This is a genomic window from Pseudomonas sp. FW305-E2 (assembly GCF_058782925.1).
In genome coordinates this window covers 87,327-110,886 of sequence record NZ_JBYSYE010000012.1, presented here as the reverse complement: position 1 = coordinate 110,886, position 23,560 = coordinate 87,327, and the positions used below count along the sequence as shown (strand labels likewise).

Annotated in this window: 22 protein-coding genes; 5 read left to right on the top strand and 17 right to left on the bottom strand. The window is 61.6% G+C overall.

What is annotated here, in order from left to right:
- Positions 1-87: 87 nt before the first annotated feature.
- The 10 genes from AC3WLP_RS12630 to AC3WLP_RS12585 form a co-directional block, all read right to left on the bottom strand.
- Positions 88-1,275, bottom strand: a complete 1,188-nt coding sequence (locus AC3WLP_RS12630; protein ID WP_010953581.1) for a porin — start codon at positions 1,273-1,275, stop codon at positions 88-90.
- Between the two features lie 343 nt (positions 1,276-1,618).
- A complete protein-coding gene (locus AC3WLP_RS12625; RefSeq protein WP_003254112.1) occupies positions 1,619-2,218 on the bottom strand; it encodes a trehalose-phosphatase in 600 nt (199 codons plus the stop codon).
- On the bottom strand, positions 2,218-2,916 hold the full coding sequence (locus AC3WLP_RS12620) for a Fic family protein (protein ID WP_004574211.1): 699 nt from the start codon (positions 2,914-2,916) through the stop codon (positions 2,218-2,220). Before AC3WLP_RS12620 ends, AC3WLP_RS12625 begins: the two co-directional genes overlap by 1 nt.
- 94 nt (positions 2,917-3,010) lie before the next feature.
- On the bottom strand, positions 3,011-3,796 hold the full coding sequence (gene pstB / locus AC3WLP_RS12615; protein WP_003254117.1) for a phosphate ABC transporter ATP-binding protein PstB: 786 nt from the start codon (positions 3,794-3,796) through the stop codon (positions 3,011-3,013).
- 50 nt (positions 3,797-3,846) lie between these two features.
- Positions 3,847-4,740 carry a phosphate ABC transporter permease PstA gene (gene pstA / locus AC3WLP_RS12610; protein ID WP_003254119.1) on the bottom strand — a complete coding sequence of 298 codons (894 nt, stop codon included), beginning with the start codon at positions 4,738-4,740 and terminating at the stop codon, positions 3,847-3,849.
- Positions 4,737-5,705: a phosphate ABC transporter permease subunit PstC gene (gene pstC, locus AC3WLP_RS12605; RefSeq protein ID WP_004574212.1), complete on the bottom strand. Its 969-nt coding sequence runs from the start codon at positions 5,703-5,705 to the stop codon at positions 4,737-4,739. Before pstC ends, pstA begins: the two co-directional genes overlap by 4 nt.
- A gap of 70 nt (positions 5,706-5,775) precedes the next feature.
- Positions 5,776-6,807 (bottom strand): phosphate ABC transporter substrate-binding protein PstS, encoded by a 1,032-nt coding sequence (pstS, locus tag AC3WLP_RS12600; RefSeq protein ID WP_003254123.1) that lies wholly within the window; start codon positions 6,805-6,807, stop codon positions 5,776-5,778.
- A 316-nt stretch (positions 6,808-7,123) separates the two neighbouring features.
- Positions 7,124-7,357 carry a hypothetical protein gene (locus AC3WLP_RS12595; RefSeq protein WP_014753437.1) on the bottom strand — a complete coding sequence of 78 codons (234 nt, stop codon included), beginning with the start codon at positions 7,355-7,357 and terminating at the stop codon, positions 7,124-7,126.
- Positions 7,358-7,428: 71 nt separating this feature from the next.
- Positions 7,429-7,854: an MAPEG family protein gene (locus AC3WLP_RS12590; RefSeq protein WP_014753438.1), complete on the bottom strand. Its 426-nt coding sequence runs from the start codon at positions 7,852-7,854 to the stop codon at positions 7,429-7,431.
- The gene (locus tag AC3WLP_RS12585; RefSeq protein WP_012052070.1) at positions 7,851-8,165 is read right to left on the bottom strand and encodes a hypothetical protein; all 315 of its coding nucleotides are present in this window, start codon (positions 8,163-8,165) and stop codon (positions 7,851-7,853) included. The genes AC3WLP_RS12590 and AC3WLP_RS12585 overlap by 4 nt, the downstream gene beginning before the upstream one ends.
- Before the next feature lie 106 nt (positions 8,166-8,271).
- Here AC3WLP_RS12585 and AC3WLP_RS12580 point away from each other — a divergent pair, with 106 nt between their 5' ends.
- On the top strand, positions 8,272-9,090 hold the full coding sequence (locus AC3WLP_RS12580; protein WP_014753440.1) for a helix-turn-helix domain-containing protein: 819 nt from the start codon (positions 8,272-8,274) through the stop codon (positions 9,088-9,090).
- Here the strand turns inward: AC3WLP_RS12580 and AC3WLP_RS12575 are convergent.
- The 3 genes from AC3WLP_RS12575 to gbd form a co-directional block, all read right to left on the bottom strand.
- Positions 9,080-9,865: a 2-keto-4-pentenoate hydratase gene (locus AC3WLP_RS12575; protein WP_012052068.1), complete on the bottom strand. Its 786-nt coding sequence runs from the start codon at positions 9,863-9,865 to the stop codon at positions 9,080-9,082. The two genes, AC3WLP_RS12580 and AC3WLP_RS12575, sit on opposite strands and share 11 nt — an antisense overlap.
- A 137-nt stretch (positions 9,866-10,002) precedes the next feature.
- Positions 10,003-11,346 (bottom strand): MFS transporter, encoded by a 1,344-nt coding sequence (locus AC3WLP_RS12570; protein WP_014753441.1) that lies wholly within the window; start codon positions 11,344-11,346, stop codon positions 10,003-10,005.
- A 44-nt stretch (positions 11,347-11,390) separates the two neighbouring features.
- Positions 11,391-12,533: a 4-hydroxybutyrate dehydrogenase gene (gene gbd, locus AC3WLP_RS12565; protein ID WP_014753442.1), complete on the bottom strand. Its 1,143-nt coding sequence runs from the start codon at positions 12,531-12,533 to the stop codon at positions 11,391-11,393.
- Between the two features lie 142 nt (positions 12,534-12,675).
- On the opposite strand from gbd, the gene AC3WLP_RS12560 reads away from it, so the two are divergent.
- Together AC3WLP_RS12560 and AC3WLP_RS12555 are read left to right on the top strand one after the other, a co-directional pair.
- The gene (locus tag AC3WLP_RS12560; protein ID WP_012052065.1) at positions 12,676-13,617 is read left to right on the top strand and encodes a LysR family transcriptional regulator; all 942 of its coding nucleotides are present in this window, start codon (positions 12,676-12,678) and stop codon (positions 13,615-13,617) included.
- 290 nt (positions 13,618-13,907) lie between these two features.
- Positions 13,908-14,783 (top strand): universal stress protein, encoded by an 876-nt coding sequence (locus tag AC3WLP_RS12555; protein WP_012052064.1) that lies wholly within the window; start codon positions 13,908-13,910, stop codon positions 14,781-14,783.
- Between the two features lie 59 nt (positions 14,784-14,842).
- Here the strand turns inward: AC3WLP_RS12555 and AC3WLP_RS12550 are convergent, their stop codons facing one another.
- Complete coding sequence (locus tag AC3WLP_RS12550; protein WP_041168408.1) at positions 14,843-15,697, bottom strand: helix-turn-helix transcriptional regulator; 855 nt, start codon at positions 15,695-15,697, stop codon at positions 14,843-14,845.
- Positions 15,698-15,847: 150 nt separating this feature from the next.
- Between AC3WLP_RS12550 and AC3WLP_RS12545 the strand changes: the two genes are divergently transcribed.
- Both AC3WLP_RS12545 and AC3WLP_RS12540 read left to right on the top strand, forming a co-directional pair.
- Positions 15,848-16,402, top strand: coding sequence for a GNAT family N-acetyltransferase (locus AC3WLP_RS12545; protein ID WP_003254143.1), 555 nt, complete (start codon positions 15,848-15,850; stop codon positions 16,400-16,402).
- A gap of 292 nt (positions 16,403-16,694) precedes the next feature.
- Positions 16,695-17,921: an MFS transporter gene (locus tag AC3WLP_RS12540; RefSeq protein ID WP_012052062.1), complete on the top strand. Its 1,227-nt coding sequence runs from the start codon at positions 16,695-16,697 to the stop codon at positions 17,919-17,921.
- A 100-nt stretch (positions 17,922-18,021) separates the two neighbouring features.
- Here the strand turns inward: AC3WLP_RS12540 and AC3WLP_RS12535 are convergent, their stop codons facing one another.
- The 3 genes from AC3WLP_RS12535 to AC3WLP_RS12525 all read right to left on the bottom strand — a co-directional run bounded on the left by AC3WLP_RS12535 (position 18,022) and on the right by AC3WLP_RS12525 (position 23,502).
- On the bottom strand, positions 18,022-18,399 hold the full coding sequence (locus AC3WLP_RS12535) for a DUF2493 domain-containing protein (RefSeq protein WP_003254146.1): 378 nt from the start codon (positions 18,397-18,399) through the stop codon (positions 18,022-18,024).
- A gap of 21 nt (positions 18,400-18,420) precedes the next feature.
- Complete coding sequence (gene mgtA / locus AC3WLP_RS12530; RefSeq protein ID WP_088512721.1) at positions 18,421-21,135, bottom strand: magnesium-translocating P-type ATPase; 2,715 nt, start codon at positions 21,133-21,135, stop codon at positions 18,421-18,423.
- Between the two features lie 741 nt (positions 21,136-21,876).
- A complete protein-coding gene (locus AC3WLP_RS12525) occupies positions 21,877-23,502 on the bottom strand; it encodes a methyl-accepting chemotaxis protein (RefSeq protein WP_088512722.1) in 1,626 nt (541 codons plus the stop codon).
- Positions 23,503-23,560 lie beyond the last annotated feature (58 nt).

Genomic DNA, 23,560 nt, shown 5'->3' with positions numbered 1-23,560 from the left:
GTGACGAATGCTACTTGGGTAGCGGGTGGGCGGTTCCATGGGCGTAAAAGACCGTGTCATTCGGGGCCGCCTTGCGGCCCCGGCCGCTTACCAGGTCAACACCGCGCCCACCGCAAAGGTATCGGTGTCTTCGTTCTGCGCACTGGTGTCATGCCCGTCGATGGAAAACTGGTTGTACTCGGCCACCAGTTTCAGGTTGTCGTTGATGTCATGGAACAGCGCCACACCCCGGGTCTCGTAGTCCGCGCCGCTGCCAACCGCACCGTTGCCATCGTCCTTGGTCTTGCCATAGGACAGCGCCACGCGGTTCTTGCCGAACTTGTACGAGCCCTGCAGCAGGTAGCCATCACTGTCGACATTGCGCAAAACCGGTTCGCCGGCATTGTTGGTGAAGAACGGGTTGATGCCTTTGGCCTGGAACCCCGAGCCGGTCAGCGACCAGCCGCCCATCTTTGCCTGCACCCCGTAACCCACCCCCTTGGAAGTGATCGTTTCTACCGTGGAGTCAGTATTGTCCGAGGTCTGGTAACTGCCGTTGACCCAGCTGTAGATCTGCGCCCCACCCAGGTCGAACTGGTAGGTGATCTCGCTCTCGGTGCGTGGGTTTTCCTGGTAGGCCTTTCCGGTCGGGCTGCTGTCGTTGGTGTCCACCGGGTCCATGATGCCCACCGCCACCCGCAGGCCCTCCATCACGGGCGTACGGTAGGTGATCTGTGAGGTAGGGAACGGGTATGGGTAGCCGCTGCCAATGTTGCCGAACGACACCCCGCCGCCGTCCACCAGCCCCAGGGTGTCGCTGACCTGGCCATAACCGGCCAGCAGTTCGTCGAGCAGGATGTTGGAACGGGCGAACAGCCCGAAGTCCTTGCCGATCAGCACCTCGCCCCACTCGGGATTGGCCACCGTGCCGTAAAACTGGCGCACGTCGATGGCGGTGTCGGTGCCGTTGGTTTCACTGTCGTTGATGGTTACCCAGAACGAGGCACGCGCGCCGAGCTTCAGGTCATCCACCTGCTTGCCCATGTTGAATCCGAGGTAGTTGGGCAAGAAGCCCATCTTCACCCGCGACTGGCGGCGGTCAAACTGCTCGCCCTCGCGATCGACCTCGCTGTTGACGTAGAAGGCGTTGATATAGCCATCGGTGGAAAACGTCGTCTGGTCCTTGTCGTACAGCATGATCTCGGCTTCGGCGACGCTGCTCAGGCCAAGCGCAGAAAAGCTGGCGATGGCGGCTGCGAGAAAACGAGGCGGCAGGTGCTTATTGTTGTTGTGCATGGCGCGCTCCAAACGGGGACAGGATGTCGGAGGCGATTATCAGAAGTGGGCAAATTGCCAGAAACGCTGCTTTGGCGTGGGGTGGCGAGTGCTTTGGGGCGGGAGGGTGTGGCCCGGTGATTTGGTCCCGGTACCTGCTTGGGTCTGGGTTCGAGACTTATGGCTTAGGCAGGAGTGGCAAGCGGGCATCCATACGATTGAATGAACCGGGGCCGCCTTGCGGCCTTTCGCGGGCTCGCCCGCTCCCACAATCTGGATATCCAAGATCCCTGTGGGAGCGGGCGAGCCCGCGAAAGGCTGCAAAGCAGCCCCAATTACATTGTCTGAGCGGAATCTCCTGGCTTCAGGAAGCCAGTGCCTGCGAACGCTGACAAGCGGGCATCTCATAGCGATGCGGTTGCTGCCAGGCCAGCCGTGCCTGCACATCCACCACCGCGTCCTTCACCTTCTGCGCCCAGTGCTCATCCTTCGGGCACACCACCACCACGCGGAAACCGTGGTCGACCCCTTCCAGGCGCACACCTTCGGAATCATCTACGTGCAGATCGATATCAAAAGCCGAAGGCAGCTTGGAGGGTGAGTTTTCCAGCCCGTTCTGGGCCAGGATGTGCTGGTGCCGATCGCTGTTGACCACGCCATCGACATGAATGCCGTAAAGCATCAGCCAGCGGCGGATGTAAGCCGGGGTACGCCCCGAGGAGGTGTAGATCCAGATGCTGCAGCCCTGGCGGCGCAGGTCGCGGATCAGTTCGCGGGTGCCGCTGCGCAGGGGCTCACCCAGCCAGCGATGGACGAAACCTGGCAGCTTGCTGTCCTCGGCGGCAGCGTGTTCGGGCAGGCAGGCCAGCGTGTCGTCGATATCGAACGAAATGCGTACCTGGCCACGCTTGAGCTTGCGTTCGATGGCTTGCCGTCCTCGTGCGAACAGGGATGAACCTTGCATCAGCGGCTCCCCTCACAGGCAGGCACGGGCGTGCCGTTCAGGAAGAACTTGCCGGGCTCAGGCGCCTTCGCTTCCAGGAACGCGGCGTACTTTTTCTTGATCTTGGGGAGTTCGTACAAAGCCTTGACACCGTGTTTGGCGGAGTTGCGTATGACCGAGGACGGGTTGAAGTAACCCTCGGCGTTGTCCAGCGACAGCACGAATGGCGGCAGCCCGGCACGCATCAACAAATAGCTGACAATAAGCGAACCCGTGCGGTTGTTGCCTTCGATGAACAGCTGCGGCTTGCTGAGGATCCGTACATACACACCCGCTGCCCGCTTCCAGATGGAATCGCTGCGGTACGCGCAGTACCAGTTGTACAAATCCTTGATGCCACCTTCCACGTTGTTGAAAAAGTGCGCTTCGGTTGCCGCAAGGTGCGGGGCGAATTCCAGGCGACGGGCCGGATCGCTGCCGCATAGCACGGTGGCATTGATTTCCAGCATCAGGTTCAGCTGTTGCAGGTCGAACAGGTCGATACCGCGAGCGACATAGTCGTCAATCAGCGCATAGCCTTCAACCACATTCAGCAGCACCTCGTCGGTAAACGGGTCCCGCGGTTCGGTGAAATGCTGGCTGAGTTCGGCAAAACGGCCCTGCACCTCGCGCAGTGCGCGCTCTACCGCTGACAGATCAAGACGACGCGTCGCTCGCATTGGTAATCCCGGGTAACACTTTAACGGAAGGTAACGCGGCCGGGGGTTGCAACCTTCCTGGCTGCAACACCCGGCCACCTTGAGCTTGTATGGCTTAGCTGAACTTGCCGCTGATGTAGTCGCTGGTCAGTTGCTCACGCGGGTTCTGGAAAATCTGCGCGGTCGGGCCCATCTCGACCAGGTAGCCGGTGCGGGTGCCCTGGGAAATATCCACCGAGAAGAACGCGGTGGTGTCGGCCACACGAATCGCCTGCTGCATGTTATGGGTCACCAGGGCGATGGTGTAGTCCTTTTTCAGCTCGACCATCAGCTCCTCCACGCGGCGGGTGGCAATCGGGTCGAGTGCCGAGCAGGGCTCGTCCAGCAACAGCACTTCCGGCTCGGTGGCGATGGCACGGGCGATGCACAGGCGCTGCTGCTGGCCACCGGACAGTGACAGCCCGCTGACCTTGAGCTTGTCCTTCACTTCGTCCCACAGCGCGGCGCCTTGCAAGGCGTGCTTCACGCGATCGCCCAAGTCGCCTTTGTAGCGGTTCAGGCGCAGGCCGAAGGCCACATTGTCGAAGATGCTCATCGAGAACGGGTTGGGCTGCTGGAACACCATGCCGATATAGCGGCGTACTACAACAGGGTCGACACCCTTGCCGTAGACATCTTGCCCAAGGAAGTGCACATGGCCTTCGAAACGGAAACCCTTCACCAGGTCATTCATACGGTTCAAGCTACGCAGCACGGTACTCTTGCCGCAGCCCGAAGGGCCGATGAAACCGGTGATCTCGTTTTTCCTGATCGGCACATGGCTGTCACGCACGGCCATGAAGTTACCGTAGAAAATCTTGTCGAGCTTGCAGTCCATGACGATGGGGGCTTCGCTGACCATGGGAGCGGCTCTTTGCGCAGTGGATACGTTCAAGTTGGATGCTCCCTTTCTCAATACTTGGGCTTGCCGAAGACTCGGCTCAAAATGTTGATGACCAGCACGATCATTACCAGCACCAGCGAGGCCGCCCAGGCGAGCTCCAGCTGGTTGTCGAACGGCATGCCGGAGAAGTTGTAGATCAGTACCGCAAGCGAGGCTGTGGGGTTCATCACCGCCAGGTCGCCGTCGTGGTAGATCCAGTAGTTGCTGAACAACGCGGTGAACAGCAGTGGCGCGGTTTCGCCAGCGGCGCGAGCCACGGCCAGCATCACCCCGGTAAGGATGGCCGGCAGGCCGGTGGGCAGAACGATCTTCCAGATGACCTGGGCACGGGTGCAGCCCATGCCGTAGGCGGCGTCCTTCATGATCTTGGGCACCATCTTCATCGACTCTTCAGCGGTGAGCACCACGATCGGCAGCATCAATACCGCCAGCGCCACGCCGCCTGCCGGTGCCGAGTAGGTACCGGTGGTCATCACCACCAGGGCGTAGGCAAACACCCCGGCCAGGATCGAGGGCAGGCCAGTGAGCATCTTGGCGGCAAAGCGCGCAGCGTTGGCCAGCTTGCTGTCGGGGCCGAGCTCGGCCAGGAACACCGCTGCCAGGATACCGACCGGCACAGCGATGGCGGCGGCAATGCCGACCATGACGAAGGTACCGGCCATGGCGTTACCGAAACCACCGCCCATCTCGAAGCCAGTCGGCGGCAGCTCGGTGAACACTTCCAGGTTAAGGCGTGCCCCGCCGCGAGTGATCAGCATGTACAGCACGGAAATCAGCGGCACGCTGGCCACCAGTGCCGCGAACCATGCCAGGGTGGTCAATACCAGGCTGCGCAGGGCGCGGCCTTCCAGCTTGCGCTGCAGGCTGGGCAGCGCGGCTACAGGGGTCGTCAGGTCAGTCATTGTTTGTTACCACGCTGAGCGTAGAGCATGATCATCGAGCCGAGGACGTTCACCAGCAGGGTGATGAACATCAGTACCAGTGCCGCGTACATCAGCACTTCGACCTCGTTCGGGCCGGCTTCCGGGAAGTTCAGCGCCAACAGCGCCGCCAGGGTGTTGGCCGGTGCGAACAAGGACAGGGAGATGGTGTTGGCGTTGCCGACCAGCATGGCCAGCGCCATGGTTTCACCGAGTGCACGGCCCAGGCCGAGCACCAGCGAGCCGAAGATGCCGGTAGCCGCCGAGGGCACCATCACCTTGAGGATGGCTTCCCAGTGGGTGGTCCCCATGCCGTAGGCAGCCTGCTTGGTTTTCATCGGTACGCTGGTCAGCGCATCCTGGGAAACCGCCGCGATGGTCGGCAGGATCATGATCGCCAGTACCAACGCCGCAGGCAGCAGGCCTGGGCCACTCAGGGAAGTGCCGAAAAACGGGATCCAGCCCAGCTCGCTGTTCAGCCAGGCGGTCAGCGGGCGAATCGCCGGGATGACCACATAGATGCCCCACAGGCCGTACACCACGCTGGGGATGGCGGCGAGCAACTCGACGATGGTGCGAAACACCGCGGCAAGCTTGGCCGGAAGGAAATCCTGGGTCAGGAAAATGGCCATGCTGACGCCGAAGAAACCGGCGATCAACAGGGCGATCAAGGCGCTGTACAGCGTACCCCAGATCGCTGGCAGAATACCGTACTTGCCTTGGTTAACGTCCCAGACGCTGCCGAACAACACGTCAAAACCGTGCTTTTCAATGCCGGGCAGTGCCTTGCGGCCGACTTCGTAGACCAGCGCGAAGACCAGCGCCAGTACCAGCACCACGCCAATGCGCGCAAGCGCACGGAAGGTGCGATCGACCAGAAAGTCTTTCGCAGACGGTGGCTGGCACGCGGAGTCGGGGTTATCCGGTATGGCAAAAGGAGTGTTCATTGGCGAGTTCCGGGACAAGGGACAAACACCCCCGGCATGGCTTCATGCCGATACCGGGAGCGCCTGGGTATTACTGGATGTTGGCGGACGCTTTACGCACCTGGTCGACTACCGACGGCGGCAGCGGGATGTAACCCATCGAGTCGGCGATGGTCTGGCCTTTGGTCAGGCTGTACTCGACCATTTCACGCATGGCCTTGGCTTTTTCCGGGTTGCCGTTGTCCTTGCGGAAAATCATCCAGGTATAGGAAGTGATCGGGTAGGACTTGGCACCGTCCGGGTCAGGCAGCCAGGCCACCAGGTTTTCCGGCATGTTCACCGCCGCCAGTGCTTCAGCACCGCTCTCGGCATTCGGCACGACGTATTGGCCAGCCTTGTTCTGCAACATGGCGAAGTCGACCTTGGCCAGCTTGGCGAAGCCGTACTCGATGTAGCCGATGGCGCCCGGGGTCTGGCGGACAGTGGCGGTTACGCCGTCGTTCTTCGGCGACTTGATGAACTTGTCGGTGGCCGGCCAGTTGACGGTGTTGCCTTCGCCCAGTCCTTGCTTGAAGTCAGCGTTGATGGCCGACAGGTGCTTGGTGAAGACGGCAGTGGTGCCGCTGGAGTCGGCACGCACGACCACGGTGATCGGGGTGGCAGGCAGCTTCAGGTCAGGGTTGGCCGCCGCGATTTGCGGGTCGTTCCACTGGGTGATCTTGCCGAGGAAGATATTGGAGTAGACGTCGCGCGGCAGCTTCAGCCCTTTAGGGTTACCCGGCAGGTTGTAAGCCAGGACGATTTCACCGGCGGTCATTGGCAGCAACTGCACGCCTTCGCCAACCTTGGCAATGTCTGCTTCGCTCATGGCCGAGTCGCTGGCGGCGAAGTCGACGGTCTTGTTCAGGAAGTCCTGAACGCCCGCGCCGCTGCCCTTGGACTGGTAATCGACGGTGACGCCAGCCGTGTTCTTGCTGAAGTCCTTGAACCAGGTCAGGTAGATCGGTGCAGGGAAGCTGGCGCCCGAACCGGTCAACCGAACGTTTTCTGCAGCAAAGGCTGCCGAGGTGGCGCAAAGGGAAACGGCAACGGCGAGTGCAGCAGACTTCATCAGGCGTTTCATCAAAATGTGCTCCATGTGATGGCCGGCACACTTTGCATCAGCTGTGTTACAACTTTGTGACTATTGAATGGCAGGCCGCGCGGTAGAGCTTATTGACTGTGCCATCAGGCGCCGAGCTGGAACCCTGAAACGGCTCCGGCCTCAACGCTAACGCTTGAATCTGCCGATTGGATGACGGCCGTACGAGGCCAAAGCACCGCTCGCCCATTAGCCGGCACTTTTTAGACGCGCAGGGTTTCAACCGTTCAGGCAAACCGGCAAGCGCGAAGACCCTGTAACGCAGCACCAGGAACAACAACCTGGCCACTGCAGGCGATCAACCGATGCCGGCAAGACCTGCATCACCGGCATCCGCACAGCGGTTGCGGCATGCACATTCGAACTCGGCTTGGGCACGGGTGGAAAAGTTCAGGCTCAGACGCATCTTGTCTTGGGTGTCGTAGAGGTCGTAACCCTCCCCCAGTGCGGCGGGAAAGCCAAGCCGCCGAGGATAAGCCTCTTTCTTGAGTGGCACTGCGGGAACCACAACGAAGCGTGTCTGCATGATCATCCCCTTCGGCAGTGCTTAAGTATTAGTACTGCTATGTGAAAGCATCAAGATGACTCATGCAATATTTTGGTTCAGCCGCCTATTCTCGCGGTGATGAGTAAGCAGAATCCCAGCAGGCAAATGACCCCGATGCCATAGAACAACGTTCTCCAAGGCTGCAAACCGCGCAGGTAGGCCAGCGTGTGCAGGATCCTGGCAACCGTGAACACCACACTCAGCCACAACACCGGTAGCGTGGCGGCTTCCAGCGCAACAGCCAGCCCGCCGAGGGCAAAGAACAGGGGAATGTTCTCCAGGTCGTTGGCCCATACCTTGGCAGCCCGTATCACCTGCGGGCGTTCTGCGGCCTGGGCGACGCGCCCGAACACGGCAGCGTCCTCCGGGTTGGTGAACGCGACGAAGCGCAAGCGGTGATAGCCCTGATAGCAGGAAACCAGGAACATCTTGAGGAACAGCATCACCACACACAGCGCATAGACCTGCAAGGCACTGCTCATGGCTGGCGCCCCTCGGCAACGCCTCTGATCACCAGGTACAGCAACGGCCCCAGCGAAACGAACACGACGGTCAGCAGCAGGTAAGGCAGCACCGCGATCCCGGCGCTGGCGCGCATGCGGTTGTCTCTCACCATCCAGCAACCGGCCAGCCCGGCCATCAGGTACAGGTCGGTGACCACCTGGGCCGTGTCCGGCTGCGCCAGCAGTGCCAGCCCGAATGCCAGCAGCGATTGCTCGGCAATCAGCATGGTCCAGCCGGTATACAGCGAAAACAGCACCAGTATTGCCAGCGCGCAGATACGCAAGCCCATATAGCTCTCCTTGATAGGGTTTGCCGGCACAGTAGTGATAGGGTTGCTTGCACTCAATGACCCGTGAGGTCATGGACATTGCACTCAAGGACGATCAGGGCAACGCATGAATCAGCATCTGTTCCATCGCAGCACCCCTGCCCCGCACATCTCAGCGGGCCAGCATCTTCGCGAACTGCGCCGTCAGGCCAACCTCAGCCAGCTGGAGCTGGCGCTGCTGACGGGGCTGTCACAGCGTCATCTGAGCTGTGTGGAAACAGGACGCGCCAAGGCCAGCCCAGGCACGTTGCATGCCCTTCTCTCGGCCCTGGATGCGCCGCTGGAGCGGTGCAACGAAGTGTTCGTTGCTGCAGGATACGCGCCCCGCTACGCCGCCACGCCACTCGATGCGCCTGAACTGGCCTTGGTGAATACTGCCATCGAGCATATTCTGCAGGTGAACAACCCCGCTCCGGCGATTGTCATCGACAGCCACTGGGACGTCATCGCCGCCAACGCCAGTACCGGGCTGCTGCTGGCGATGGCCGGTGTCAGCGCACAGCCGGCAACCGGCCTCAACCTGCTGCAGACACTGCTGTGCCCCGGTGGCCTGGGTGATCACCTGGCCAACGCGCCGGAAATCCGCGCTGCAGCCTGGCAACGTGCATCCAGGGAGGCCGCAGGCAATCCGGCACTGGCAGCGCGCTTGCGCGACTTGCCGGCCCCGTCGAGCCCGTGCCTGATGACGACAGCCACCCCTCTGCTGCTGACCCGCGTGAACACCCCGTATGGCGAGTTGCGGTTCCTGTCCACGTTCACCACCTTTGGCATGCCGCAGGATGTCACCGTGCAGTCACTGCGCATCGAACACCTGATCCCCGCCGACCCACAGACCCGGCAAAGAATGCTGGCAGCGTTCGAGCAATGGTCGGCCGTTACAGCGTGAACGTCAGGGTCTGGCCAAGGAACCTGGCGCTGACCTGGTGGCCTGTTTCATGCAGGTCGAACGGCTGGCACATGGCCCCGGTGGTCACCACATCCCCGGCCTTCAAGGTCTGGCCACGCTCGGCAGCGTGCGCGTACAGGTGAGCCAGCGACACCAGCGGGTCGGTGGCCGCATCGCCAGACAAGCCACCGGCGCGTCGTTGGCCATCCACATGCACCTCGGTGGTTTCGGCCAGGTCGGCGAGCAACGCCACATTGATACCGGCGCCCAGGCTATTGCCGACCACCAATGCTTCAAACCCCACGTTGTCAGCCACAAAACTTGGCCAGCCGACAGCCTTGCGGTCGACAAAGCGCGAACGCACTACTTCAAAGGTGACGCACGTGGCGCGAATATCCTCACTCACCGGTACGCGCCCGGCTTGCGGAGGAATATCCCGGTCCAGCACGAAGGCAATTTCGCATTCGATGGTCACCGGCGTAACCGCTGGCAGCTGGATATGTGCGCCATCGGCATGGCAACGCCCTGCTTCCAACTGGCCAATCAAGGGCCGCGACAACTTGCCTGCACGCATGCCAGCTGGGCTGCCGACGCCCAGCTTCCACCCGGCGCGCGGGCCTGCGGCAGCAGCAAACAACTGGTCCTGGCTGTCATAGCCTTGTTTCAATGTCTCGGGCTTGAGGCTGGCGGGCAGTTCCGTCAGCAGGTCACCGCTGCGCCAGTGTTGCAGTAGCAAGGCTGCAGTGCGTTGGTGTACGAAGAGCGAACGGTTCATCAAGACCTCATGAGATAGGCGATGGCGGGCAACAGATGCTATGGCCTGAAATTGATAATGATAAATATATTGTCATGATGCCCATCATCACAAATTGTTATTGAAATGCCTGATGAAATCCGCCTGCAGGTGCATGCTCAGCGATCAGTGGAAACCGGCTGCTTCAACAACAACACATAAGCCATCGCAGCAACCGCGGCCACGGCAGCACTGATCAGGAATGCCGAAGCGAAGGACCCGGTCTGCTGAATGCTGAACCCGGTCACGATGGGCGCCACAGAGCCTGCCAGGTAGCCGCCGAAGTTCTGGATCGAGCCAAACGAGGCCACGCGCTGGCTATCGACCACGGTGTTGGCGATCATCCATGCGGTAGAGCTGGCCATGTTCACGCTGAACAGTGCGCAACACAGCAGCGCCACACTGAGCAGAAAGCCGCTACCGAACGACAGGGGAACGGTGAATGCAGCCGCCGCGAACAACGCAGTCACTACAACCCGCTTGCGGCTACCCAGCACACTGGCACCGTGCTTCACCAGGCGGTCGCAGATGCGGCCCGCGACAATGGTGCCCAACGCGCCGAACACATAGGCCAGCGAAACCACCCAGGCGGTCTGGTACAGGCTCAAGCCATGCTCGCGCTCGAAGTAGCCCGGCAGCCAGGTCAGGTGCAGCCACAGCATGTAGATCACCCCCATGAAGCCCAGTACTGCGCCCCAGGTGCTCTTGTGGCGGAACAGTTCGGCCCACGCCGCCAGTTGTGCCTGCACACTGGGCCTGGCGCTTGGCACCGCCTGTTTATGCGCCTGGGCCGCCAGCAGTTGCTCACGCGCCTCGGCAGGCAGTTCAGCCAGGTACCGCGCCTTGCTTTTGTAGAAGGCGAACCAGCAGGCGGCAACCAGAATGCCGAACACTCCGGTGACGATGAACATGCCGCGCCAGCCCCAGGTGACCATCAGCAGCGTCAGCAACGGCGGCGCCAGACACGGCCCGATGCAGGTCGATGACAGCACGATGCCGGTCGGCGTCCCCCGCTTCTCGGCCTCGAACCACTCTGCCAGCGCCTTGGCCGCCGACGGGAACATCGGCGCCTCGCCAATCCCCAACACCACCCTGAGCCCGATGAATGCAGAAAAACTGTTGATCAGGCCAGAAGCCGTCTGTGCCACCGACCAGCCCAGCAGGGCCGCCCCCAGGGAAATCTTGCTGCCCAGGCGGTCGATGATCATGCCCAAGGGCAGTTGCGAAAAGGCATACGCCAGGGAAAACGCCGACAGCAGAATGCCCATCTGTGACGGCGTGATGCCCATGTCGCGCTGGATGGACGTATTGGCAATCGACAGCGCACTGCGGTCGACGTAGTTGATGATGCCGATCACCAACAACAGGCTGACGGTGATGACCTGGTACTTTCTGAACGGGTTCGAGCTGGCGACCGCTTCAGCTTCGCGGGCAAGCCCGGGTTGCGCATATTTGGTATTCATGGGCGTTCACTTTTGTTGTTATTGGTTGAACAGCAGGTAACGGCTTACATGGACGCTTCAAGCAGCCACTGGTAGTCCTCGGCAGATGCCTCACGTGGGTTGGTGCGGTGGCTGTGATCGGCCAACGCGCCCTGGACGATGCGCGGGAACAGGTCCGGGTTGACATCCAGTTCGCCAAGGCCGGTCGGCAGGCCCAGCGTACGGGTCATGTCGCGAATGGCATCTTCGATCTGGCTGTCATCGGCCAGCCCCATCGCCTGGGCGATGCGTTGCATCTTGTGTTCATTCACCACCGTTTCGGCCGTGCGGTTGAAGCGGATGACGGCAGGCAGGAAGATCGCATTGAGGGTGCCGTGGTGCAGGCGCGGGTTGATCCCGCCCAGCGCGTGGCTAAGGCTGTGCACGCAGCCCAGGCCTTTCTGGAAGGCCAGCGCACCTTGCAGCGATGCGCTCATCATGTTGATGCGCCCGTCCAGGTTGCCCGGCTCGCGGGTGGCTCGTTCGATGAAGCGCCAGGCCCGCCACAGGCCGTCCAGGGCAATGCCGTCGGCAGGCGGGTTGAAGGCAGGTGCCATGAAAGTTTCCAGGCAGTGGGCAATCGCGTCCATGCCGGTGGCAGCCGTGAGTTGAGCCGGCAACCCGAGGGTCAGTGCCGGGTCACAGATGGCGGCCTTGGGCACCACATGGGGCGAGATCACCCCCACCTTGCGCCCGTCATCGAGTATCAGGATGGCACCGCGCCCGACCTCGCTCCCCGTGCCGGCTGTAGTCGGCACGGCAATCACCGGCGCAGTTGCCGGGGTGATCCGGGCCAGGCCGCCCTCGATCACCGCAAAGCCCTTCAACGGGCCGTCGTGCCGGGCACACACAGCCACCCCCTTGGCCAGGTCGATTGCCGAGCCACCGCCAATGGCGATGATGCCATCACAGCCATATGCCTTGAACATGGCCACGGCCTCACGCACGGCATGCTCGTTGGGATTGGGTGGCGTACCGTCGTAGATCGGCAGTTGTGCCGTGTCGCTGGCGAAGGTGTTCAACGCTGCATCGACGATACCGGCGGCACGCACGCCACGGTCGGTCACGATCAAAGGCCTGGTTATACCAATGCGCTCACATTCGGCGGGCAGGCAGGCAATGGCACCGATATCGAATTGGATCTGGGTGATGTAGTTGATCAGGGACATAAGGCTTGGCAGGCTCCTGGCTTTATTGTTCTGGGCGTTTCAGCCGCACTGGATGCGACACTGTGCAGCGCCAGTATAGGAATGCGCGGCTGGCCATGGTATTGAGAACAATCCATATCGGTATAACCAGGACGAATACCAGATGACCCCATCGCTCAATTCGATCATGTCCCGCCTGCACGCCCGCCACCTGCGCTTGTTGATCGAGTTGGACGAGCACCGCTCGCTGCTCGGTGCAGCAAGCAGCGTCGGGCTTACCCAGCCTGGTGCCAGCAAGGCCTTGCAGGAAATCGAAACCACCTTCGGCACTGTGCTGTTCAACCGCACCAACCGAGGCCTGGAGCCCACGGCCGCCGGACACTGCGCCATCCGCTACGCACGCCTGTTACAGACCGACATCGCCAACCTGCGGCACGATCTGGATGCAATCCTGCGTGGGGTCGGCGGCCGGCTGGCTGTGGGGGCGATCATGGGCGCGGTGCCGTTGCTGATGAAGGCGGTGTCACAGCTGGCCAGCATCCAGCCACAGATGTCGTTCGAAATCATCGAAGACACCAGCCAGTCGCTGCTGACGCAGATCGAGAGCGGCCGCCTGGACATCGCCCTGTGCCGCACCAGTGTCAGCAATACGCCGCAGCTGTTCGCCAGCACCTTTGTCCAGGATGAGACACTGGCGGTCATCGCCAACATCGACCACCCGCTCAAGCATGCGCCAAGCCTGAGCCTTGCCGACCTGGCCGAGAGCCGCTGGATCGTCTACCGGGCCAATATGCCCATGCGCGTGCAACTGGAGCGCGAATTTCACGATGCCGGGCTGCGCTTCCCGCTGCACCTGGTTGAAACCACTTCGATCCTGGCGACCTTGTCGCTGTTGCAAAACCGTCCTGACTTCGTTGCGCTGGTGTCGATCGACGTGGCCCAGCAATGTGCAATGAATCAACAGGTCAGCATACTGCCCTTGAGCATGGCCTCGGTCAGCGACCCCTACGAGTTGGTAACCCGTAAAGGCAGCCAGGCAACACCGGCCATGGACACGCTCACCGAACTGCTGCTGTTGCAGGGCCGACAGCGCTGCGACAGTTAATGCGGTTTCATGGCAGAAGCCACTGGGAAATCTGGGCTGAGAGGCTGAGGGTCAAGACAGTAATGAGGCGGCCCGCCAGCCCTGGGTAATCAGCCTTTCAGCTACACCGGCAGTGCTGTTGCCGGCATGACCTGCCGCTACACCTACACGCCATTGACCCAGATCAAGCCCTCGCGCCGGGTTCGCGCGACGATGGCTGCACGCAAGGAATGACTCAAGCACCGCCAGGCGCACAGTGCTCAAGGTTTACCGCTTGATCGCTGTGCGCGGCCTTGGCCAAGGAGCCCCACATGAACCCGATGAAACACATACTGGTTGCCACCGACCTTTCCCCACATGCCCGCAACGCCGCTGAGCGCGCGGCCTACCTGAGCGATGCGCAACAGGCCTCGCTGGACCTGCTCTACGTTGCCAACCCGGCACCCTTCGAGCGCCTCAAACAGTTGGTGACGCCTGATGACGATCTGTTGAAACGCGTACTGGATTGCGCAGGCGAGAAAACCCACGCACTGGCAGCGCTGCTGTTCCAGCGTTACGGTATCTCCGCTGGCGTACAGGTCGCCAGCGGCTCGGTGATCACGGAGATCAACCGGGTGGTGCAGGACAAGCACAGCGACCTGCTGGTGTGTGGGGCCAGGGGCCAGAGCGTGGCGCGGCGCCTGCTGTTGGGTTCAACTGTGCAGAAACTGCTCAACCGCATGCCCTGCCCTTTGCTGGTGGTCAAGCCGGCCCCTCGTGATGCCTACCGTACCGTGCTGGTGCCAGTCGATTTTTCGTCCGTTTCACTGCGCACCCTCGAATTGGCCAAGGCCATTGCCCCGCAAGCAGAGATCATTCTGCTGCATGTGTACGAAGCCCCGTTCGAAGCCAGCGTGCGCTTCGCCCACCTCGACCACGACACCCTCACCCACTACCGCAATGTCATCCGCAAGGATGCACAAGTACAGCTCGCGGCGCTGAGTGAGGCTGCCGGCCTGGCCGATGCACGGCAGATCCTGGTGCACGGTGACCCTGGCTGGCGCATAGCCGAGCAGGAACAGGAGCTGGAGTGCGACCTGATCGTGGTCGGCAAGCAGGGGGCAAGCGCGCTGGAGGAACTGCTGGTGGGCAGCGTCACCAAGCATGTACTGAACGAATCGCAGTGTGATGTGCTGGTCTCGCCATAGCATACCGTGCCTGCCGAGCACGCTGCTAAGCGCCCTCGGCAGGCGCCGCTGTGCAAGCGTCAGCCATGCCCTTGCACGTTCTGCGCTTGCCTGCGGTAGCTGGAAAGCGAAAAACCGGTCTGACGTTTGAAATAGCGGCACAGGTAAGACGCGTCGGCAAAATTGAGCGCATCGGCAATTTGCCCGACAGCGTCATTACTGTAGGAAAGCAGTGCCTTGATTTCCAGGGTCACCTGCCGATCGATCAAACCTTTCGGGCTTGCATTGAAATACACCTTTGTCAGTTGCGACAGATAGAACGGGGTGATGTTAAGCGCGTCGGCATAGAACTTAACCTCGCGCTGCCGGGTGCTGTGTTTGCCTACCAGCTCCCAGAATCGCCAACTCAGCGCTTCCTTGCGGCTGAACGCCCTGCCTGCTGTCGGTAACACGGGAAGCTGCTCGGCAATCTTCAGGAAAAGGTTCTGCAGCTGGTTGCGCAGCATGATGTGCTGATAAGTGGCACAGCACCGCACAATATCGCGCATCTGCCTCAGCCACCCTTCCAGCAGCGGCCTCTCGCTTTCGGCAAGTACACAGTGCGGATGGTCGTGCAGAAAGACGAACAATGAATTGGGCAGTGGGTAGGCGACCTCGGCAGCAAGTGCTTGTGGTATCAGGCAGAAAAACACCTTGAAGCATCGTGAGCGACATTTGAGCAAGGCTATGGTGTCTTCGGCCAGCACCAGCACATCTGCGCGCCTGACAGCATGTTCTTTGAAGTTCAGCGTGAAACGGGCAGCCCCGGACAGGCACACAAGCAGTGTCAGATAGGCATGACCGAATGACAGTGGCGCCCCCTGCCCATCGGCAAGCGTGCTTTCACCTGTCTGGATCGGATCACCAGCCGCGTAAAGTTTCGGAATGTGATGCATCGTACTCGGTACCACCACCAGATAGAGCCAACAGCCTAACATCAAGCACCCGCGCAGTTTCGAAAAGTACCGATAATGCCAAGTTAGTGACGTTTACCGCGTGGCCAGTCGGCCATACGCTGGCCCACGGACCAGACACGAGTACAGGACATGAAATTGGAAACCGAACGTTTGCTGCTTCGCCCTTGGCTGGAGAGCGACGCTGCTGATTTGTACGAATATGCCAAGGACGAGCGCGTCGGTCCCGTTGCGGGCTGGCCTGTGCACACCAGTGTGGAGCACAGCCGCGAGGTCATTCGCGAAGTGTTCAACCACCCCGAAGTGTACGCCCTTGAACTCAAGCAGAATCAACGTGCCGTAGGCTGTGTCGGCCTGCTGACTGGCAGTAACAGCAACTTCGAGATCAGTGAACAAGAAGGTGAAATTTCCTACTGGATCGGGGTTCCCTACTGGGGCAAAGGCCTGGTTCCGGAGGCTGTGCGGGAAGTCATGCGCCACGCCTTCGAAACCCTGAAACTGCAGGCGCTGTGGTGTGGCTACTACACTGACAACAGCCAGTCACAGGCTGCCCAGGCGAAGTGTGGCTTCCGTCATCATCACACCGAAGAAAACAAGCACAACCGCTTTCTCGACGACTATCGTACTGAGCACATCAGCCGCATCACCTACCAGCAGTGGGTGGAGGGTGAGCAACAGCAAAAGTAGCCGACGGAGACGCCCGTACGGTGCGTTCGATCACTCGCTGGGCACCCCGGTATACGACGCAGGAAAGAGAAGCTGACGCTGCAGGCTGCAAATTGCCATGGCCTGCACCGGTGCGGTACCGGTAGGGCGTAGTCGCTGACAGCGCGCTCTCCACAAGACGTTTCATCGATTGCACTGATGATTACTATCGAGCGGCCTGCCTGTCGGCCAGGCAAGGCCGCCTCTACAATCCCCTGCAAATCCCCCCGCTCCTGCGCCTGCTACAGGCGAGATCCCTCATGGAACCTAACCCATGCCAAGCAACAGCCAGGCCCCTCGCGGCCTTCCCGAACACAGCCAACAAAGCGTGACCCAGCAATGGCTGGCAATCCTCTCGGTAGCCGTGGGTGCTTTCGCCCTGGTCACCAGTGAGTTCCTCCCGGTGGGGGTGCTGAACGATGTGGCCAGCGACCTGGGCATCAGTGCAGGCCTTGCCGGCCTGATGGTGACCCTGCCCGGCATCATGGCTGCGTTAGCCGCCCCGTTGATTTCCGTAGGCGTCGGCGCGCTGGACCGGCGCTACCTGCTGATCGGCCTGACGCTGATCATGATCATCGCCAACGCCATCGTGGCCTACGCCGGCGACTTCAACCTGCTGTTGGTCGGCCGTGTGCTACTGGGTATCAGTATCGGCGGCTTCTGGGCGACAGCCATCGCCCTCAGCGGCCGCCTGGCACCTGACGGGATGGGCGTAGCCAAAGCCAACTCCATCATCATGGCGGGCGTAACCCTGGCGACGGTAGTGGGCGTGCCTGTCGGCACCTGGCTGAGTGGCCTGATGGGCTGGCGCATGACGTTCCTGGTCACTGCACTGGTAGGCGTACCGGTGCTGCTGGCTCAGGTCTTCCTGCTGCCGCGGCTGATGCCGGAAAAGGCCATTCGCATCCGCGACCTGCCGGCGTTGTTCATCAACCCGCAAGCACGGGTCGGTTTGATCGCCGTGTTGCTGATCGGCCTGGCGCACTTTGCGGCGTACACCTACGTCGCACCGTTCTTCAAACAGAATGCCGGCTTTGACGGGCCTACGATCGGTTCATTGTTGCTGCTGTATGGCGTGGCCGGCTTCATGGGCAACATCTTCGCCGGCTTTGCGGCCAACCGCAGCGTGCGGCATACCCTGATGCTGGTCGCGCTCATGATCGCAGTCAGCACCGCCCTGTTCCCGCACTTCGCCACCGGCATGACAGGTGCCGCGATGCTGATCGCACTGTGGGGCTTTGCCTTCGGTGCGTTCCCGGCCTGTGCCAATATCTGGATGTTTGTCGTGGCGCCCAAGGATGTCGAACGTGGCATGCCGCTGTTCGTGGCCCTGTTCCAGGTGATCATTGCCGTGGGCTCGTTCTTCGGCGGGCAAGTCGTGGACCATCTGGGCACTGCGGTACTGCTGAGCCTGGCCACGGCGCTGGTGGGCTGTGGCTTTGTCACCGTGCTGGTGCTGGGGCGCAACGTCAGTAACGATCTGGCGGCGCAGCCAGGCTAAGCAGCCGCCCAGGGCGGCTGCGCAAAGCTTGAGGCCGTGAAACCGAGGCGCCTGCTTCGCGGGCAAGCCCGCAGGTGCCGTACGGCCCCAGGCGCTTGCATTAGCTGCAATCGCCCCGCTCGGGCTGGCGCGGTTGCCTGGCGCACATCACCTGAACCTCGGCGCCACGGGCCCTGGCCAGCAGCTCCTCGGTGTCATCGCCACCGGGCAAGGCAAGCAACAGGTCAGGGCGGCTGTCGTTGAGCATGAACAGGTTGCGCAAGCGTTCGGCCTGCTTGCCGTGCAGCTGCCAGTTTGGCGGGTAACGCACCAGATCGGCGCCATGCTCGCGCGCCCAGCTTTCGATTTCCCCTCCAAGAAACTGGCTGCCGCCGTGGATCAACACCCGGATCGGCCGCTGGCGCTGGACGTCGTCCAAGGCCTGGCGGCAGCGTCGGGTGTCGGCGTAGTTGCGTCCTGCACAAATCAGTACTCGCATGGTCTGCTCTCCTTGCATCGCTCAGAACCACTGGCCGAAACGGCGGATATAGAGGGTCTTCATGGCTTGGGCAACCACGCAGTAGCCCAGCAGGGTGGCGGCCAGCCAAGGGAAGTACTCCCACGGCAGCGGCACCAGGCCAACCATCGCGCCCACCGGGGAGAACGGGATATAGATACCCAATGCCATGACCAGCCCCGTTGCCAATACCACCGGCAATGCAGCGGTGCTCTGGAAGAACGGTACCTTGCGAGTGCGCAGCATGTGCACGACCAGCGTCTGTGACAGCAAGCCCTCGATGAACCAGCCCGACTGGAACAGCGCCTGCATTTCGACGCTGTTGGCGGCGAACACGTACCACATCAGGGCGAACGTGGTGATGTCGAAGATCGACGACGTAGGACCTATCCACAACATGAAGCGGCCGATGTTGCGGGCATCCCATTTGCGTGGCTTGCTGAGGAACGCCTTGTCCATGCGGTCCCAGGGCAGCGACAGCTGGGAAAAGTCATACATCAGGTTCTGCAGCAGCAAGTGGATCGCCAGCATCGGCAGGAACGGAATGAACGCACTGGCCACCAGGACCGAGAACACGTTGCCGAAATTGGAACTGGCAGTCATGCACAGGTACTTCATGATGTTGCCGAAGGTTTCGCGGCCTTTGAGCACGCCCTCCTCGAGCACCATCAGGCTCTTTTCCAGCAAAATGATGTCGGCCGATTCCTTGGCGATGTCGGTGCCGCTGTCCACCGAGATACCGACGTCAGCATCGCGCAGGGCGGCGGCGTCGTTGATGCCGTCGCCAAGGAAGCCCACGGTGTGACCATTGGCCTGCAGGGCCTTGAGCACCCGTGATTTCTGCAGCGGGGTGAGCTTGGCGAAGACGGTGCGCTCCTCCACCTGAAGCTTCAGGGTGGCGTCGTCCATGCCCTCGATGTCCTGGCCGAGCAACGGCTGGCCTGGCGCCAGGCCCACTTCACGGCAGACCTTGGACGTGACCACCGGGTTGTCGCCGGTCAGTACCTTTACCTGCACGCCCATGTCGCGCAAGGCGGCGATGGCCGGGCCGGCCGTTTCCTTGGGTGGGTCGAGGAAGGTCAGCAAGCCCTGGATGACCAGATCGCGCTCATCTTCGGTGTGATACTGCGCCTTGCCTTCGGCCGCCGGGATCTCCCGGGTGGCAACCATCAGCACGCGGAAGCCGTCCTGGTTGAAGGCATCGACACTGGCCATCAACTGCTGACGGCGGCACGGATCGAGGGCAAAGACCTTGTCGCCTTCCTGCACATGGGTGGCGATGGCGAGCATTTCCTCGACCGCCCCTTTGCTTACCAGCAGGTGATCGCCCAAGGCATTCTTCACCACCACTGACAGGCGGCGGCGGATGAAGTCGAACGGCAGTTCGTCGACCTTTGCGTAGGCATAAGGCGCCTGAAACTGGCGGTCCTGGCCGGCGAAATGAAGCACGGCCTGGTCCATCAGGTTGCGGATGCCGCTTTGGTGATGGCTGTTGAGCCAGGCCAGCTCAAGGATGTGCTTGTCGGTTTGGCCGTCGAAGCGCACAGAGTGCTCGAGGATGATCCGATCCTGGGTGAGCGTACCGGTCTTGTCGGTGCACAGCACGTCCATGGAGCCCAGGTTCTGGATGGCGTTCAGGCGTTTGACCACCACCTTGCGCCGGGCCATGGCCACGGCGCCCTTGGCCAGGTTGGCGCTGACGATCATCGGCAGCATTTCCGGGGTCAGGCCCACTGCCACGGCAAGTGCGAAAAGGAAGGCATCACCCCAGTCGCCTTTCACCAAACCGTTGATCATGAACACCACCGGCACCATCACCAGCATGAAGCGGATCAGCAGGCTGCTGACGCTGTTCACGCCGCGGTCAAAAGCGGTCTGGCTGCGCGAACCGGCAATGGCCTTGGCCAGCGAGCCAAAATAGGTGCGTCGGCCGGTCGCCACCACCACGGCGCGGGCGCGGCCACTGACCACATTGGTCCCCATGAAGCAGATGTTCGGCAACTCGAGCAGGTTGTCCTGATGTGCGCCATGCTCGGCGGCCGACTTCTGCGCGACATTACCCAAGGTGTCGTACTTTTCGACCGGCAACGCTTCGCCGGTGAGCACGGCCTGGCTGATAAACAGGTCGCGCGCTTCAAGCAGGCGGATATCGGCGGGAATCATGTCACCTGCAGAAAGCTGCACGATGTCGCCGGCCACCAGTTCGTCCATGGGCACTTCGCGCAGGCGCGGGGCTTGCCCGATCTGCTCGCGGCGCAACACCGTGGCAGTACTGCGCACCATTGCCTTGAGCGCGTCGGCAGCCTTGTTCGAGCGGTACTCCTGCCAGAAGCGCAGCAGGCTGCTGAGGCTGACCATGGTCATGATGATGATGACCTTGGTCAGGTCGGCGTCGTCTGCTTCGCCTGCACTGACCGGCAGCCAGTAGTCGGTGACAAAGCTGATCCCGGCCAGGGTCAGCAGAACATAGATGAACGGGTTGTTCAGGGCCTTGAGCAGCTGCACCAGGGCGTGGGGTTGCGGGTCGTGGGCAACCTGGTTGGCCCCATCGCGCGCCAGGCGCTTGGCGGCTTCGTGCTCGGTCAGGCCCTGTTCGCTGGCATCGAGGTTGGCGAGGGTGACCGCCAGGCCATTGCGCGCTTCACGGGCGGCGCGGGTGGACAGGCGGGTTTCGCGTTCGGCCTTGGCCGATGAGGTGTTACGGTGTTTGACAGTCATGTTGCTGTGCTCCTGCCGCTGCGGCGGCACGACACACAGACGTTTCACTCAGGCGGTGAACGAAGGCATGTCGGGTCGCTGAATAATGCTGGTTCTTTCCGACAGTTGTCTGTCCGCTGCCGAGAGTCGGAAGTTGTGTCGGCAGCGAACTTTCTACTCGCGCAATCCATGGTTTGATTCCTTTTCATAAACACAGGGCAATAGTTATCCCGCGAACTTTTAACGTGAAAAGTTCGAGCACAAAGATACCGTTCAATATCTTTTATTCAGTGAGAAGTGCGGGTGCTCAAGCGTGCATGAAGACGCGCCAGCACCCCGCAACTACTTGGGGGGTGCTGGTGGTGGTCAAGGTAGCCGTGCAGACGCCGCGGCCAGGCGCGGGCCTGCCGCGGCGCAAGGCACGCAGGCTGGCGATGTGAAACGAATGACGTGAGGTTCATGAGCTTGCCTCCAACCGGCCAACACCGGCGGCGGCAAGTCACGGCGGAGCATCAGGCTCTGGCGCGGCTTGCCCGACCAGGGTGTCGGGACCGGTGTTCCGGTTCAAGTGCCTGACCCGGCCATTCGGCAGAGGTCAGGCAGCGACGAGATACTGTGTCCATTGAATTCTTCAGTGAAGGGAAAAAAGGCCCCGCGCTCGGGGCGGTCGAACTTTATTCAAGCGTAGTATCGAAGTCAACCCGCAAGGGGAACTTTAAATAAGTTTAACCTTATCTTAATGTTCCACGCAGGCGCAGCGCCTCAAACCTTGAACCGCCCCACCAACGCCGTCATCTCCCCCACCAGCCCCGACAACGCCTTGCTCGCCTCGCTGGTCTGCTGCGCACCTGCCGCGGAATGGTTGGACAGTTCGCGGATGTTCAGCAAGTTGCGGTCTACTTCCCGCGCCACCTGAGCCTGCTCTTCGGCCGCACTGGCAATGACCAGATTGCGCTCGTTTATTTCGCCGATCGCACTGTAGATGCCCTCCAGCACTTGTCCCGAGGCCAGGGTCACGTCCAGTGTCGACTGGGCGCGGTTGGTGCTGGCCTGCATGGATGCTACCGCAGCTTCGGTCCCCGCCTGTACGCTGCCGATCATCTGCTCGATTTCCTGGGTCGATTGTTGCGTGCGGTAGGCCAGTGTGCGCACCTCATCCGCCACCACCGCAAAGCCGCGCCCGGCCTCACCGGCACGGGCCGCCTCGATGGCAGCATTGAGCGCCAGCAGGTTGGTCTGCTCGGACACCGAGCGGATCACTTCCAGCACCTTGCCGATGTCCCGCACCTGCCCCACCAACTGCTGCAGGTGCGCACTGCTGGTCTGGATCTCGCGGGTCATGGCTTCGGTGCCGTCGATGTTTTCGCTGACCTGCCGGCGGCTTTGCGCAGCCAGCTGGTTGGATTCACTGGTGGTTTGCGAGGTGGTGATCGCGTTGCGCGCCACCTCCTCCACTGCCGTGGTCATTTCGGTCACGGCGGTGGCGGCCTGCTCCAGCTCCTGCCCCTGCTGACGCAGGTTGTTGGCGCTTTCCTCGGTGACCGCGTTCAACGCCGTGGCGGCGGCGTCCAGCTGCCGGGCACAGTCGTTGATCTGCCCAAGGGTGTCGCGCTGGCTCTGCTGCATGCGCTGGAGCTCATGGAACAGTTGCCCGATTTCGTTGTTACCCTGCCCTTGCACCGGCACGCTCAGGTCGCCACTGGCAATGCGCCGGAAATGCCCACCGGCTTCACGCAGGGGGTGCAACACACGCTGGGCAATGAACGCCCAGCACAGCACCGCCAGCACCACGGTCATGCCCAGCAGGCACAGGCTCAGCAATTGCGCCCGGGCCAGACGCCGGTCGGACTCGAGCATGATTTGCTGGCCACGTTCGCTCAGTGTGGTCACCAGCTGCTGGCGCAGGGTTTGCAACCGCCCCATGGCATTACCGGCATCGCTGTTGACCTTGAAATACTGCTCCAGCGAACGCTGGCGGGTCGCTTCACGCTGCCCGGCCACCGCCTTGGCGTATTCGGCAAAGGTAGCCTGCAGCTCGGTTGCCAGCACGCGAAGGGCGGGTTCACGGGCGTTTTCGACAAATTCGTCGACCAGCGCCTGGCTCTTGTTGTTCAGCTCCACCGACAGCGCCATGCGCTTGCCTGCACTCTCGTCATGGCCACCCAACTGCTCGATAAAGCCCGAAGACACGTTGGCGCTGGAGCGAATCGCCATCAGCAACGCATTGTTCAACCGGTCCGACTGGTGCGCAGTCTGATCCAGTTCAGTGATCTGCTGGTCGCTACCCACGGCAGCCCACCAGGCACTGGCCGTCGAAAACAGCAGGGTCAGGCTGAACAGCGACAACACCCAGAACATTCCGGTGCGAATTTTCAGGTTGGCAAGCATGCGGGCAGTACTCCTTGTTGGCACCACTTCTGATCGAAGATTCGAGGGTGGGTGTGCT